The organism is Streptococcus minor DSM 17118 (assembly GCF_000377005.1).
In the GTDB taxonomy this organism is placed as follows: Bacteria; Bacillota; Bacilli; order Lactobacillales; family Streptococcaceae; genus Streptococcus; species Streptococcus minor.
Genome location: NZ_AQYB01000033.1, coordinates 584,712 through 600,212, shown reverse-complemented (window position 1 = coordinate 600,212; position 15,501 = coordinate 584,712). Strand labels below are relative to the sequence as shown.

Below are 15,501 nucleotides of genomic sequence, written 5' to 3'. Positions count from 1 at the left end.
CGATGCAAATAATTTCCCTTTTATTATATGAAAAAAAAGAGGAAAATAAAAGAGAATACTTGTGATTTCTTAAAAATAAATGTGACATCTGGAAGAAGTACATCTCAATCATGAAAAAACCTAAAAGATTTGGTATAATAAGCTTCAAGAAAAACAAAGGAAAAGATAGCCATGAAAAAAATTCTTATCGTAGATGATGAAAAACCGATTTCAGATATTATCAAATTCAATATGACCCGTGAAGGCTATGAGGTTGTAACAGCCTTTGATGGCCGAGAAGCTCTAGAAATTTTTGAAGCGGAGATGCCAGATATTGTTATTTTAGATTGGATGTTGCCAGAAATTGATGGTCTAGAAGTGGCTCGTAACATCCGAAAAACAAGCAATGTTCCCATTCTGATGCTATCGGCGAAGGACAGTGAGTTTGACAAGGTTATCGGTCTTGAAATTGGTGCAGATGATTATGTCACCAAGCCTTTCTCCAACCGTGAATTGCAAGCTCGGGTCAAGGCTCTCTTGCGTCGTAGCGAACTTTCTGAAACACAGGTCGATTTGGAGCTACAGGGTAGCAAAGAAATAGTCATTGGGGATTTGGTCATTTTGCCAGATGCCTTTGTCGCAAAAAAACACGGTAAGGAATTGGATCTGACTCATCGTGAATTTGAGCTGCTTCACCATTTAGCTAACCATTTGGGCCAAGTTATGACCCGGGACCATCTTTTGGAAACGGTTTGGGGCTATGATTATTTTGGTGATGTTCGGACGGTTGATGTGACAATCCGCCGCTTGCGTGAAAAGATTGAAGATCTTCCAAGTCGTCCAGAATACATTCTGACTAGACGTGGTGTTGGGTATTATATAAAAGCAAATGATTAATCAACTACGTTACTTATTGACAACAGCTGAGTTTTGGTTTGTCATCATTATCATCGGCTTTGTCATTGCCTTATCTTTTATGGTCCTTGAAAACCATCGGGACAGTAAGCAGATTAAAGTCTTAAACCAGAAAGTCAAGGACTTGATTGCAGGAGATTATTCCGACGTTCTGGATATGCGGGGGAGTCCCGAAATCACCGATATGACCAATTCTCTAAACGATCTGTCGGAAGTGATTCGTCTGACCCATGATAGTCTGGAGCAGGAGAAAACTCGGTTAAGCTCAATCCTTTCTTATATGAGTGATGGGGTGATTGCGACGGACCGGATGGGGCGGGTCATCATGATTAATGACATGGCCCAAAAGCAACTGGGTATTTCATCCAAGTCAGCTGAGCAGGAAAAATTGTTGGATTTACTCGATCTACAAGACCAGTATAGATTTCGTGACCTGTTGGCTCAGACACCTGAGGTGGTCATCGATCATGCGGATGCCAATGGAGAGTATTCCCACCTACGCGCTAATTTTGCTACCATCCGTAGTGAGAGTGGTCTGATTTCTGGTTTGGTTGTGGTTTTACATGATATGACTGAACAAGCCAAAGAAGAGCGGGAGCGTCGACTTTTTGTATCCAATGTCAGTCACGAGTTAAGGACGCCCTTGACTTCGGTTAAGTCTTATTTGGAAGCTCTAGATGAGGGAGCCTTGACAGATCCAGTTGCACCAAGTTTCGTCAAGGTCTCACTAGATGAAACCAATCGGATGATGCGGATGATTTCAGATTTACTTAGCCTCTCTCGGATTGACAATCAGGTCAAGACGATGGAGTTGGAGCTGATTAACTTTACCGCTTTTGTGACCTTTATCCTCAACCGTTTTGACCAGATGAAGAGTCAAAATATAGATAAGGAATATGAGATTGTGCGCGACTACAAAATTGCGCCAGTCTGGGTGGAAATTGATACCGATAAAATGACTCAGGTATTGGATAATATCCTCAACAATGCTATTAAGTATTCGCCAGATGGAGGCAAGATTACCTTCAGTATGAAAACAACAGAAACACAGCTTATCGTCTCTATTTCAGATGAGGGTCTGGGGATTCCAAAGGAAGACCTACCTAAGATTTTTGACCGTTTCTACCGAGTAGATAAGGCGCGTTCGCGTGCTCAAGGTGGCACCGGATTAGGCTTGGCCATCGCCAAGGAAATTGTCAAGCAGCACAATGGCTTTATCTGGGCCAAGAGTGAGTATGGATATGGATCGACTTTTACCATTGTCCTGCCATATGCTAAGGATGTAACGGTAGATGATTGGGAAGAGGAAGTAGAGGAAGAACAGGAGTAAATGAGAACAGGATTTCAGTATAGTATATTAGCATCAGGCTCCAGCGGTAATTCTTTCTACTTGGAGACTGATAAGAAAAAAATCTTAGTTGATGCGGGTCTTTCTGGCAAAAAAATCACCAGCCTTTTGGCAGAGATTGGCCGAAAACCGGAAGATTTGGATGCTATCTTTGTGACTCATGAGCACAGTGATCACATTCATGGTATCGGAGTACTGGCTCGAAAGTACCATTTGGATATTTATGCCAATGAGGCTACTTGGCAGGCTATGGATGCTAAGTTGGGCAAAATAGATGTGGCGCAAAAGCATATCTTTGAACGAGGAAAAGTATTGACTTTTGGGGACTTAGATGTCGAGTCCTTTGGTGTCAGCCATGATGCGGCTGACCCGCAATTTTACCGCTTTATGAAGGATGACAAAAGCTTTGTTATCTTGACAGATACAGGTTATGTCAGTGATCGCTTGGCAGGGATTGTGGAAAATGCCGATGCCTACTTGATTGAGTCCAATCATGATGTGGAGATTTTACGTGCGGGTTCTTATTCTTGGAGCCTCAAGCAACGAATCCTATCTGACAAGGGTCATCTGTGTAATGAAGATGGGGCTGATGCTATGATTCGGACGTTGGGCAATCGGACCAAGAAGATTTATTTGGGGCATTTGTCCAAAGAAAATAATATTAAGGAGCTAGCCCACATGACCATGGTTAATGAACTGGCTCAAGCAGATTTGGGTGTTGGGGTAGATTTTCAAATTTACGATACCTCTCCAGACTCAGCTACTCCGTTGGCAGAAATATAGAAACTAGTACATCCTGAATCGATTCAGGATGTGCTTTTCAGTTTAAAGAATCTAGCTGTATTTTCCTACCCTCAAATCAGGAGAAAACGAGTTATCTGTGATATAATAGATAGGAAATTTTCTAGAATGAGGTTGTGAAAGTGACGAAGAAACCCTATTCGCGTTCGCGCGTGGGTAGAGAAGATAATTTTATCCCGCGTCGACTCAATATTTTATTTGCCATTGTAATTTTGCTCCTTTCTGTATTACTAGCTCGTCTGGCCTATATGCAGATTATCAACAAGGATTTTTACACAAGGAAACTAGCGACAGCTAGTCAGAAAACCATTCAAACCAGCTCTGTACGTGGTCAAATTTACGATGCTAAGGGTCAGGCTTTGGTAGAAAATCAGGTCATTCAGGTGGTGTCTTTTACGAGGAGTAACCGAATCACTGCGAGTGGAATCAAGAACATCGCCCAGCAGCTACTCCAATATGTCAATATTTCTGAAGTCAGTCTGTCAAAGCGTGATAAGGCGGACTACTATTTGGCAGACAGTGCTATCTATAGTCAGGTTGTCAAGTCTTTACCGAAAGATCAGCGCTATGATACAGATGGAAACTTACTGCCTGAGCACGAGATTTATGCCAATGCAGTTGCCAGTCTATCGGAGGATCAGTTGGTTTATTCTCAGGAGGATGAGAAGGCAGCGGAGCTCTTTAGTCAGATGAATAGTGCTGCTTATTTTGAAACGGTTCATCTGGTAACAGAACCTCTGTCAGCACAACAAATTGCCCTCATTGCGGCTAATGAAAAAAATCTGCCGGGCATTTCAACTAGCAGTAACTGGAATCGTGTGGTCCTACCTACCTCTTTGGCCTCTATCATTGGGACGGTGACATCTGAGCAGGCTGGGATTCCTGAGGAAGAAGCCGATGCTTACTTAGCCAAGGGATATTCCCTGAATGACCGGGTCGGAACGGCTTATCTGGAAAAGCAATATGAGGATATCTTGCAAGGTCAACGTGAAATTAAGGAAGTCAGTCTGGATCGTCATGGAAATGTAGAAAATATAAAAACTACTCAAGAAGGCAGTAAGGGTAACAATATCAAGTTGACCATTGACCTTCATTTTCAAGATCAGGTCAATGCAATTTTAAAACGACATTTTGATAGTGATTTGGCTAATGGGAGCGCTCTGTATTCGGACGGTGTTTATGCAGTGGTACTCAACCCGCATACAGGAGCTATTCTAGCTATGGCAGGTTACAAGCATGAAAAAGGCACCCAAAATCTTCAGGAAAATGCTCTGGGAACAATCACAGATACCTTTGTACCAGGCTCTATTGTCAAAGGGGCGACGCTCACAGCAGGATGGGAGTCAGGAGCTATTCAGGGCAACCAATCTTTGACAGATCAGCCTATCCAGTTTGCTGGATCAGCACCGATTACCTCTTGGTTTACTGTCTTTGGCAATCGCAGTATCACAGCAGTTGAAGCACTCCAATACTCTTCCAATACCTACATGGTCCAAATCGCTCTCAATATGTTGGGGCAGCCCTATACCCCTAATATGGTTCTAAGCCAAACAGACCAACTTCAAGTAGCGATGAAACAACTTCGAACGACATTTGGTGAATACGGTCTTGGTGTGCCAACAGGTATTGATCTACCGTTAGAGTCGACAGGTTATATTCCAGAAGAATATACCATCAGTAATTATCTGACCAACGCTTTTGGACAATTTGACAATTATACTCCACTTCAGATGGCCCAATATGCAGCGACAGTAGCGAATGGCGGGACTCGGATTGCTCCACACTTAGTAGAAGGAATCTATGGCAATAGAGAAGATGGAACATTAGGGGACAAGCTAGAGGAAGTGGCAGGTAGTCAGCTGAATCAAGTCAATATTTCTCCTGAAAATATGAAGATTGTTCAAGAAGGTTTTTATCAAGTTGTTCATGGCGTCAGTGGCTTTTCAACTGGGAAACCCATGGCCAACTCCAATGTATCCATCAGTGCCAAAACAGGTACTGCTGAAACCTTTGTTACAAAAAATGATGGTCAAGTTCAAAATGCAGTAAATACCAATATCGTAGCCTATGCACCAAGCAATAATCCTCAGATTGCAGTTGCGGTAGTCCTGCCTAATCTGACTGACTTGCAGTCAAAAACCAGTCAAAACATTATGACAGACATCGTTAATCTTTATCACTCACTTTATCCCATGAATTAAGGAAAATTATGTTATACCCAACCCCTATCGCAAAATTGATTGAATCCTATTCCAAATTACCCGGTATCGGTGTCAAAACTGCAACCCGCCTAGCTTTTTACACCATCGGGATGGAAGATGAAGTGGTCAATGAATTTGCCAAGAACCTCCTAGCTGCAAAGCGTGAACTCTCTTACTGTTCTATTTGTGGTAACCTGACTGATCAGGACCCTTGTGCTATCTGTCAAGATGATACAAGGGATAAGTTTACTATCCTCATCGTTGAAGATAGTCGCGACGTTTCTGCCATGGAAAATATCCAAGAGTATCACGGGCTTTATCATGTCTTGCATGGACTTATTTCACCCATGAATGGAATTGGCCCAGATGATATCAATCTCAAGAGTTTGCTTACGCGCTTAATGGATAGCGAAGTCAGCGAGGTCATTGTGGCTACTAATGCTACGGCGGATGGAGAGGCAACTTCCATGTACATCTCCCGAGTCCTCAAGCCTGCTGGGATTAAGGTCACTCGTCTGGCTCGAGGACTAGCAGTAGGCGCTGATATTGAATATGCTGACGAATTGACCCTCCTTCGGGCTATTGAAAACCGGACGGAATTATGAGAGTGGGGCAATAGTGCTTCGATTCTATCAAAAAAGCAACGGAATTGATACCGTTGCTTTTTGTTATATCTGGGAAGTTTTGTCTCAGACTCTTTTATATTTTCTGAGCTTGTTGGGCAATAGTTGCTAACATTTTTTGTCGTTTTTCGTAGCTTGTTCCTCTTAGATAAGCCAGTGATGTCAGTTGACATGGTTTGATGCCGCACATACCCAGAACTTGATTTTTTAATACCCTTCCATAATCTTGTAGGAATGCCGTAACAAAACCAGGGGTATTATGGGTGCTAATGATCCAGGCAGTTTTGCCCATCAGGTGGCCCTGCATGCCCATTCCCTTGTAGGAATAAGCAAAACCGGAAGCAAAGACACGGTCGATAAAGCCCTTGAGAATGGCAGGCATACCGCCCCACCAAATTGGGAAGATCCAAATAAGGTGGTCTGCCCAGGAAATGAGTTGGCGGTATTTTTCCATTTCAGGATCCTTGTACAAATCGCGGCGAAGGTGGTCTTCATCAAAGTGCAGGAGAGGATCAAACTTTTCTGCATAGAGGTCCAAGATTCGAACTTGGTGTTTGGAATTCAGGTGATTCTTTACTTGCCGGAAAATAGCGCCATTAAAACTTTTGTGATTGGGATGAGCGTATATGATTAAGATATTCATGATTGACCTCCTTTGATGTATCGTTCTAACATTCCATCGATCGTTTCCTGAATGGTCCTTGGTGAAAAATTCTCACCGATTTGGCCCATGGCTAGGATACTCAGTCCTAAAATAAAACTCCATAAATGAATCAGAACATCAATCTCCTTTCCTATCAGATTTTCTTCCTGAATCAAGCGGACAACCAGATTCTTGAAGTGATTGAAACCTGGCAAATCAACGTTTGTCAGAATGGTTTCAGAAGTGACATCCATGTATTTGAAGGGGAACTTAATGAAAAGGGCTTCAAAGATATGGGGATTGGTCTGGGCAAAGAGGACAAAGGCTTGGCCCATCTGGAGCAATTGGTGACGAGCGGACAGGCCCTTATCCAAATCCTTTGTCACCTCTTCATAAAAGAGCTGGGTCAGCCTGGCCAAGACAACCTTCAAATAACCATCCTTGTTGCCAAAATGTTTATAGGGACTGCCATGGGTCACACCACAAGCTGCTGCAACCGTTCGAAGCGATAGCTGTTCAATACCATGGATGTTGATTTCCTCAATTCCAGTTTGGATCAATTTTTCTTTCAGTTCTGCCGTATTTCGTTTCATTTCTTCTCCTTTTTAGGCAATGCAGAAAGTATACACTGTTTACTTATTTCTAACTTAAGTATACACTGTCTACTTTCTTTTGTCAACTCATTTGCGGCAATGGCATTCCTTTTTGAATCTTATATCAAATTATGATATGATAATCCATGACAAGAATTTAATACAAGGAACAAGAATATGTCAAAACAAACCCTGATTTTACTATATGGTGGTCGGTCTGCAGAGCGTGAGGTATCAGTCCTCTCAGCTGAAAGTGTCATGCGGGCGATCAACTACGATCGTTTTTTTGTAAAAACTTATTTTATCAGCCAGACAGGTGATTTTATTAAGACCCAGGAATTTGTCAGCCAACCTGGAGTAGATGAAAAGTTGATGACCAATGACACTTTGGATTCTAGACAGAAAATCAAGCCGAGTGATATCTATGAAGAGGGGGCGGTTGTTTTTCCAGTTCTCCATGGACCAATGGGTGAGGATGGCTCTATCCAAGGTTTCTTAGAGGTTCTTAAAATGCCATATGTCGGTACTAATGTCTTGGCCTCCAGTGTGGCCATGGATAAAATTAGTACCAAGCGTATTCTGGAATCGGCGGGTGTTCCTCAGGTTGCCTATACTGTTTATATTGAGGGAGAAGATTTGGAGGCGTGTCTTGCAGAAACAGCTACTAAACTGGCCTATCCAGTCTTTGTCAAGCCAGCTAATATGGGCTCATCTGTCGGTATTTCCAAGGCAGAAAACGAAGTTCAACTGCGTGAGGCTATTGATCTGGCCCTCAAATACGACAGCCGTATCTTGATAGAGCAAGGTGTAGTAGCCCGTGAAATTGAAGTGGGTATCTTGGGAAATCAGGATATCAAAACCACTCTTCCTGGTGAAGTCGTCAAGGATGTGGAATTTTACGATTACCAAGCCAAGTATATTGACAATAAGATTACAATGGATATTCCAGCGAAGATGGATGCAGCAGATATGGAAACCATGCGGAATTATGCTAGCCAGGCCTTTCGTGCACTGGGTGGCAGTGGTTTAGCTCGGTGTGACTTCTTTTATACAGCGGATGGTCAGATTTACCTCAATGAGCTCAACACCATGCCAGGATTTACTCAATGGTCCATGTATCCACTTCTTTGGGAAAATATGGGCCTAACATACTCTAACTTAATTGAAGAGTTGGTCAATTTAGGACAAGAAATGTTTGTAAAACGTGAAAGTCATTTGATTTAAGCAAAGAAAAATCGGAAAGTGGATGTGAGCTTTCCGATTTTTTTGTAGGTTTATTTTTTTATACCCATGAGCTTACGAAGTTCAGGAATGCGCTGTACTTGTGGTAATATCAACATAAGAACAAAGATGCGTAGGGGGATTTCAAAAATCTTAATCCAACGGCCTGCGATATATTGGGCGATAAATGGAGTTTTTAAATAAATTTGAATTAAGAGTGGGGTCAGGATAAGTGAACCTAGGACCGTAATGATAGTTACGGTGATAGAGACATAAACCCAGTCCTTTTTCTTTTGGTGAGAGATTTCACGACCATAGAAGAAGAGCCCATAGAGACTTGAGATAAAAGCATCCATTAGGGTCCAAAGCGGGATAAAACTGGCTGCATTTGAAGAGAGCAACATGGTGATGATATCCTCTACAGCTCCTGTCAAAAAGGCATAGACCGGACCTGTGATTGCCCCCATGATTGCATTGACAATAAAACTAAAACTAAGGACCAACTGGTTGGGAATAATAATCAGTTTAAACTTATCCACCACAATGGATAGGGCAATCAGCATTCCGATAGTTGCCAAACGTTGGGTGGTCAGTTTGGGCATGGCAAAGATATTTTTCATAAAAAAGGCTCCTTTAGGAAATTTGGAGCTGTTTTTCAAGTATTCTTGATAACAGCGGATGCAATGATTCACCGCGCACAAGGCTTCGTTGTGTGACGACATCCCATTCACACACACTTAACGCGAATCACTTACTCTGTGCAGTTAACCTGCGCTTTTATTCTACCATAAATTTCATCAGAAAAATAGAGCCAATTGTTATAAAATATGCTATAATAGACTAGATACTGACAAAATGTCAGAAACAAAGAAGGAAGCAAAATGAAACTAACTTTACACGAAGTGGCCAAGGTAGTTGGCGCTAAGAATACAGTAGCTGAATTTGATGACGTTCCCCTGCGACAGGCTGAATTTGACAGCCGAAAAATAGCAGTAGGAGATCTCTTTGTGCCTCTCAAAGGGGCTCGGGATGGTCATGAGTTTATTGAGACAGCCTTTGCCAATGGGGCAGTGGCAACTCTTTCTGAAAAAGAAATCGAGGGGTATCCTTACGTTCTGGTAGATGATTGTTTGGTAGCCTTTCAAATGCTAGCCCAGTATTATTTAGACAAACTTGGTGTAGATGTGATTGCTGTTACAGGCTCCAATGGTAAGACAACGACCAAAGACATGATTGCAACCATTCTGTCAACAACTTATAAGACTTACAAGACCCAAGGCAATTACAACAATGAAATTGGCCTACCCTATACATCCCTCCATATGCCAGATGATACAGAAAAAATCGTCTTGGAAATGGGTCAAGACCATATGGGGGATATTGAGCTGTTATCCAAGATTGCCAAACCTCACATATCAGTAGTCACTCTGATTGGTGAGGCTCATTTGGAATTCTTTGGCAGTCGAGACAAGATTGCCAAAGGCAAGATGCAGATCACAGAAGGGATGAACTCTGACGGTATTTTGATTGTCCCGGACGATCCGATTATCGAAGACTATTTGCCTGATAATATGATGGTCATCCGCTTTGGGGACAATGAAGAAATCAGCGTTCAAGATTTGCAGGAAGAAAAGGACTCCTTGACCTTCCGTACCTCTATTTTGAGTCTGCCTATTTATTTACCTGTCCCTGGAAAATACAATGCTACCAATGCAGTAGTGGCAGCCTGTGTCGGAAAACTCTTGGCTGTGGAAGAAGAGGATATTGTGGACGCTCTAGCCAATCTGGAGTTGACAGGAAATCGGACTCAATGGAAAAAAGCAGCCAACGGAGCAGATATTCTATCGGATGTTTATAATGCTAACCCAACAGCTATGAAGCTAATTTTAGAGACTTTCTCTACTATCCCAGCTAGCAAAACAGGTAAGAAAATAGCGGTTTTAGCTGACATGAAAGAACTAGGCTCAGAATCGGTACAGATGCATACAGGTATGATGAGCAGTTTATCGCCAAATGCCATTGACCACCTTGTATTTTACGGTGAGGATATTGCAGATCTGGCCACACTTGCCAGTCAGGCTTTTCCAGCAAATCAAGTCGCTTATTTCAAAAAGACAGCAACAGAGGATCAGTTTGAGGATATGTTAGTCTACATTAAGAACATCCTGCAACCAGTCGATCAAATTCTACTCAAGGGATCAAATTCTATGAATTTAGCTAAGGTAGTAGAGGAATTGGAGCAGATAAGATGAAGTGGTTGAGTTTCTTTTTTTCCAATCAGGAGACAAGACCACCTGGTCTCAATCCTTTCGTTTTTCTTTTCTTCTTTGCTGTCCTCTTGAGCTTGACCTATACGACTTTGCGATTTTATCAACATAAGGGCTATCAATCCTTTTTTAAGGGGCTACAGATTCTGCAGATGACTCTATTGTATAGTTGGTATATGTTGATGGCCTTTTCATTAAGGGAAAGTCTACCTTTTTACCATTGCCGAATGGCCATGTTTTCCTTTTTATTGTTACCAGACAAACATCCATGGAAACGCTACTTTGTGTTAATTGGCTTTGCAGGTTCTATCCTCAGTTTTGTTTACCCAGTGTTTGACCACTATCCTATTGGACATGTGACCATTTTTAGTTATGTAGTAGGGCATTTTGCACTCTTTGTCAACTGCCTTATCTACCTTTTGCGCTTTCATGGGGAAAGAATGGAGAAGAAGGATGTTGTTTTCAAGACTTTCACCCTCAACTTCTTCTTATTAGTGGTTAATATGCTAACTGGTGGCAACTATGGTTTTCTTCAGGTTACGCCTTTGATTGGTCATCAACCAGCACCAATTCGTTTTTGGGCTGTCACACTCGTTTTGTCCTTCTTGGTTTCCAGTGTGGATTGGTTCTTTGCGACGAAAGGAGAAGCAGTCATAGACTATGCTAGTCAGGAATTTTAATAAGATTCTTTTAAAAAAGAATCTTTTAAACAATGGTAAAGGAGTTATGTGCAGGTAACTTCTTTATTATTATAGAAAATGGACTTGTTAGGCTAAGCCATCTGCCTATAGCTTTTAACAGGGGATAGTGGCTTTTTATCTATTAGTGATATCAGATATGTGGACTACTACTTTTGCTTGATGAGCGTCGTTTTGCTAGCTAGGCTCATGTGACTGAGTGTTTGACTACTTGTAGATCCATCTTCTTTTTTGAGGAAAATTCTGTAAATGAATTGGTGGCTTTGCCAAATCAACGAAAATCAGATATAATTAAGAGTTGTAGAAACAGCTCTTTTCTTCTGGAGTAAATCAAGGAACAGTAGGAGTCATCCGATGTAGAATTGCAAATATAAGACGATTAGTTATTAATTATATAAAAAAATATGAAAAGGAAATACAATGTCACTACAAGACGAAATTAAAAAACGCCGAACATTTGCCATCATCAGTCACCCAGATGCTGGTAAAACGACTATTACCGAACAGTTGCTCTTTTTTGGCGGTGAACTCCGTGAAGCTGGTACAGTCAAGGGTAAAAAGACAGGAACCTTTGCCAAGTCCGACTGGATGGATATTGAGAAACAGCGTGGTATCTCTGTGACTTCCTCTGTCATGCAGTTTGATTATGCAGGCAAGCGGGTCAATATCTTGGATACACCTGGACACGAGGATTTCTCTGAGGATACCTATCGTACCCTGATGGCGGTAGATGCAGCCGTGATGGTTGTTGACTCTGCTAAAGGTATCGAGGCCCAGACTAAAAAGCTCTTTGAGGTTGTGAAACACCGCAATATCCCCGTTTTTACCTTTATCAATAAATTGGACCGTGACGGGCGCGAGCCACTTGATTTGTTGGAAGAATTGGAAGAAGTATTGGGCATTGCTAGCTACCCTATGAACTGGCCGATTGGTATGGGGAAATCTTTTGAAGGTCTCTACGATTTGCACAATGAACGTTTGGAACTGTATCGTGGTGAAGAACGATTTGCCAATCTTGAAGATGGGGATAAGCTCTTTGGAGCAAATCCTTTCTATGCACAAGTCCTAGAGGATATCGAACTTCTGCAGGAAGCAGGGAATGAGTTTTCTAGGGAGGCGATTTTAGAAGGAAATCTGACGCCTGTCTTCTTCGGATCAGCTTTGACCAATTTTGGAGTGCAGACCTTCCTTGATACCTTCTTGGAATTTGCCCCTGAGCCACATGGGCATAAGACAATGGAAGGCGACATGATTGACCCGTTCAATCAGGACTTTTCAGGCTTTGTCTTTAAAATTCAGGCCAACATGGATCCACGCCACCGTGACCGAATCGCCTTTGTCCGCGTCGTTTCAGGTGAGTTTGAACGCGGTATGGGTGTTCATCTACCTCGGACTGGTAAATCAGCTAAGCTCTCCAATGTGACGCAATTTATGGCAGAATCACGTGAAAATGTGGATAATGCCGTAGCGGGTGATATTATCGGTGTTTATGACACAGGGACTTATCAGGTGGGAGACACTCTGACTGTTGGGAAAAATAAATTTGAGTTTGAACCTCTCCCAACCTTCACGCCAGAACTTTTTATGAAAGTGTCCGCCAAAAATGTGATGAAGCAAAAGTCCTTCCACAAAGGGATTGAGCAGTTGGTGCAGGAAGGGGCTATCCAGCTCTATAAAAACTACCAGACTGGTGAATACATGTTGGGAGCAGTTGGCCAGCTCCAGTTTGAAGTCTTCAAACACCGTATGGAAGGCGAATACAATGCGGAAGTGGTTATGACCCCTATGGGCAAAAAAACGGTTCGTTGGATTAAGCCAGAAGATTTGGATGAGCGAATGAGCTCTAGCCGCAATATCTTGGCCCGTGACCGTTTTGACCAACCAGTCTTCCTTTTCGAAAACGACTTTGCACTTCGTTGGTTTGCAGACAAGTACCCAGAGGTAGAGTTGGAAGAAAAGATGTAAGTGCTGACTGGAATGACCAGTATTTCCACGATTCCACATTTGGAGCGCTTCAAGAAATTCAGAGAAATGGAAACTACTCTTTTTAGGGTATTTACGTAAAAAGAAAAAAGAATGTTTATTTCATTTTATATTTTAAATTGCCAGCTCGGTTGAGTTGGTAATTTTTGTCAACCTTGGTAAAATAAGATATAATGTTAAAAAAGTCAAAAGGAGTGCTAATATGGGTTTATTTTCAGGTTTGATGGGCAATGCCTCACAAAAAGACAATGATAAAGTAGAACAAGATTTACAAGATGTTTTGTTGGAGCAAGAGCGGGTGGAAATGGCCTTTAGTTTGGTTAGGGACTTGATTGTCTTTACAGAAAGCCGCTTGATTTTGGTGGATAAGCAGGGTGTCACTGGCAAGAAAGTCTCCTATAAGTCCATTCCATATGGATCTATTTCACGTTTTACAGTCGAAACTTCAGGTCATTTTGATTTGGATGCGGAGCTAAAAATTTGGATTTCTTCTGCAGTAGAACCAGCTGAAATTTTGCAATTTAAGAGTGATAAGAGCGTTATCGCCATTCAAAAAGCCTTGGCAGCGGCAGTGCTAAAAAAATGAAAAATCTCTTCAAAAATCGAAGAGTTTTTTTGTCTTCAATATAAAAAAAACGCTTGCAATGGTTTGTGAAATAAAGTACAATATATTTGTAACATTCATTAAAAAAAGGAGAATAAGAATGAACAAGAAATTTTGGTTTGGCCTGCTGGCAGGTTTGTTCGCTCTCTTTTTAGTCGCTTGTGGTAGTTCAAAGACGACTGAAGAGAGCAAGGAAGCTACTACGACTGAGGAAGTTGTGTCTGGTGCCACAGAAAGAGAATATACGGATCCATCCGAATTAAAAGATAGCTACGATGTTGTTGTTGTTGGTTCTGGTGGTGCAGGGATGGCAGCGGCAATCTCAGCTAAGGATGCAGGTGCAGATGTTGCTATTTTTGAAAAGATGCCGGTTATTGGTGGGAATACTTCCAAGTCTTCTGGTGGTATGAATGCTTCGGAAACTAAGTTCCAAAAAGAACAAAGTATTGAAGATAGCAATGACTTGTTCTACGAAGAGACTCTTAAAGGTGGAAAAGGAACCAATAATCCAGAATTGCTCCGCTACATGGTAGATCATTCTGCAGATGCTATTGACTGGCTAGACAGTATGGGTATTCGCTTGAATAAGATTACTTTCTCTGGAGGTTTCTCAGTAGCACGTATTCACCGTCCTGAAGATGGTTCAGCTGTTGGTGGTTATCTTGTAAATGGTTTGTATTATAACTTGAAAGAACGTGAAGTGCCCATTTTTGTCAATGCCGATGTGACAGACTTGACAGATAAAGATGGTAGTGTGACGGGTGTAAAAGTCAAGATTGGTGGAAAGGAAAAAACTATTAAAGCCAAATCAGTCGTTCTTGCAACAGGTGGTTTTGGTTCTAATATGAAGATGATTACCAAGTTTAAACCTGAGCTAGAAGGTTATGTTACAACCAACCATGAAGGTGCAACTGGTGATGGAATCGCTTTAGCGGAAGCAGAAGATGCTGATACGGTTCAAATGGATCAAATCCAAATCCATCCAACTGTTTATCAAGAAACATCTTATCTTGTATCAGAAGCAGTCCGTGGTGAGGGAGCTATCCTGGTAAATAGCGAAGGTAAACGTTTCTATAATGAAATGGAAACACGTGATAATGTTTCTGCAGCAATCAATGCTCTTCCTGAACGCTCTGCTTATGTTGTCTTTGATCAAGCTCTTCGTGAACGTGCTACAGCTATTGAACAGTATGATAAGTTGGGCATGGTTGTCAAGGGAGAAACAGTTGCCGAACTAGCTAAGGCTATCGGAGTGCCTGAGGAAAATCTTGTGGCCACTATGGAAGCATGGAACAAGTATGCATCTGAAAAGAATGATACAGAATTTGGTCGTACAACAGGTATGGAACACGATTTGACAAAAGCACCTTACTACGCTATTAAAATCGCACCTGGTATCCACCACACTATGGGTGGTCTGAAAATCAATACTAAGACAGAAGTCTTGAAGAAAGATGGTTCAGTTATTCCAGGTCTTTATGCAGCAGGTGAAGTAACTGGTGGTGTCCATGGTAGCAACCGAATCGGTGGTAATGCTGTAGCAGATATCATCATCTTTGGTCGTCAAGCTGGTACCCAATCAGCAGAATATAGTAAATAAAAGTAAAAAAATGAGTCTAGGATAA

14 protein-coding genes and 1 riboswitch are annotated in these 15,501 nt (G+C 41.8%); of the genes, 11 read left to right on the top strand and 3 right to left on the bottom strand.

Annotated features, from left to right (window positions below; translation table 11 throughout):
* Positions 1 to 171: 171 nt before the first annotated feature.
* From yycF to recR, 5 genes are all read left to right on the top strand, one after another.
* A complete protein-coding gene (gene yycF / locus F602_RS0109260) occupies positions 172 to 876 on the top strand; it encodes a response regulator YycF (RefSeq protein ID WP_018167700.1) in 705 nt (234 codons plus the stop codon).
* Positions 869 to 2,224: a cell wall metabolism sensor histidine kinase VicK gene (gene vicK / locus F602_RS0109255; protein ID WP_018167699.1), complete on the top strand. Its 1,356-nt coding sequence runs from the start codon at positions 869 to 871 to the stop codon at positions 2,222 to 2,224. Before yycF ends, vicK begins: the two co-directional genes overlap by 8 nt.
* Entirely contained in the window at positions 2,225 to 3,025 is an 801-nt protein-coding gene (locus F602_RS0109250; protein WP_018167698.1) for an MBL fold metallo-hydrolase, read from the top strand.
* 140 nt (positions 3,026 to 3,165) lie between these two features.
* The gene (gene pbp2b / locus F602_RS0109245; RefSeq protein ID WP_018167697.1) at positions 3,166 to 5,244 is read left to right on the top strand and encodes a penicillin-binding protein PBP2B; all 2,079 of its coding nucleotides are present in this window, start codon (positions 3,166 to 3,168) and stop codon (positions 5,242 to 5,244) included.
* A gap of 8 nt (positions 5,245 to 5,252) precedes the next feature.
* The gene (recR, locus tag F602_RS0109240; RefSeq protein ID WP_018167696.1) at positions 5,253 to 5,849 is read left to right on the top strand and encodes a recombination mediator RecR; all 597 of its coding nucleotides are present in this window, start codon (positions 5,253 to 5,255) and stop codon (positions 5,847 to 5,849) included.
* Positions 5,850 to 5,943: 94 nt separating this feature from the next.
* Here recR and F602_RS0109235 read toward each other — a convergent pair whose 3' ends face one another.
* Both F602_RS0109235 and F602_RS0109230 read right to left on the bottom strand, forming a co-directional pair.
* The gene (locus tag F602_RS0109235; RefSeq protein WP_018167695.1) at positions 5,944 to 6,510 is read right to left on the bottom strand and encodes an NAD(P)H-dependent oxidoreductase; all 567 of its coding nucleotides are present in this window, start codon (positions 6,508 to 6,510) and stop codon (positions 5,944 to 5,946) included.
* Entirely contained in the window at positions 6,507 to 7,103 is a 597-nt protein-coding gene (locus tag F602_RS0109230) for a TetR/AcrR family transcriptional regulator (protein WP_018167694.1), read from the bottom strand. Before F602_RS0109230 ends, F602_RS0109235 begins: the two co-directional genes overlap by 4 nt.
* 177 nt (positions 7,104 to 7,280) lie before the next feature.
* Between F602_RS0109230 and F602_RS0109225 the strand changes: the two genes are divergently transcribed.
* Positions 7,281 to 8,327 (top strand): D-alanine--D-alanine ligase, encoded by a 1,047-nt coding sequence (locus F602_RS0109225; RefSeq protein ID WP_018167693.1) that lies wholly within the window; start codon positions 7,281 to 7,283, stop codon positions 8,325 to 8,327.
* Between the two features lie 50 nt (positions 8,328 to 8,377).
* On the opposite strand, the gene F602_RS0109220 is transcribed toward F602_RS0109225, so the two are convergent.
* Entirely contained in the window at positions 8,378 to 8,944 is a 567-nt protein-coding gene (locus tag F602_RS0109220; protein WP_018167692.1) for a folate family ECF transporter S component, read from the bottom strand.
* Between the two features lie 50 nt (positions 8,945 to 8,994).
* A riboswitch (THF riboswitch) is annotated at positions 8,995 to 9,085 on the bottom strand.
* A 120-nt stretch (positions 9,086 to 9,205) separates the two neighbouring features.
* Here F602_RS0109220 and F602_RS0109215 point away from each other — a divergent pair.
* The 5 genes from F602_RS0109215 to F602_RS0109195 all read left to right on the top strand — a co-directional run bounded on the left by F602_RS0109215 (position 9,206) and on the right by F602_RS0109195 (position 15,476).
* Entirely contained in the window at positions 9,206 to 10,576 is a 1,371-nt protein-coding gene (locus F602_RS0109215; RefSeq protein ID WP_018167691.1) for a UDP-N-acetylmuramoyl-tripeptide--D-alanyl-D-alanine ligase, read from the top strand.
* Positions 10,573 to 11,271 (top strand): YwaF family protein, encoded by a 699-nt coding sequence (locus tag F602_RS0109210; RefSeq protein WP_018167690.1) that lies wholly within the window; start codon positions 10,573 to 10,575, stop codon positions 11,269 to 11,271. Before F602_RS0109215 ends, F602_RS0109210 begins: the two co-directional genes overlap by 4 nt.
* A 438-nt stretch (positions 11,272 to 11,709) precedes the next feature.
* On the top strand, positions 11,710 to 13,254 hold the full coding sequence (locus F602_RS0109205; protein WP_018167689.1) for a peptide chain release factor 3: 1,545 nt from the start codon (positions 11,710 to 11,712) through the stop codon (positions 13,252 to 13,254).
* Between the two features lie 220 nt (positions 13,255 to 13,474).
* On the top strand, positions 13,475 to 13,858 hold the full coding sequence (locus F602_RS0109200; protein WP_018167688.1) for a PH domain-containing protein: 384 nt from the start codon (positions 13,475 to 13,477) through the stop codon (positions 13,856 to 13,858).
* Positions 13,859 to 13,976: 118 nt separating this feature from the next.
* A complete protein-coding gene (locus F602_RS0109195) occupies positions 13,977 to 15,476 on the top strand; it encodes a flavocytochrome c (protein WP_018167687.1) in 1,500 nt (499 codons plus the stop codon).
* Positions 15,477 to 15,501: the final 25 nt, after the last annotated feature.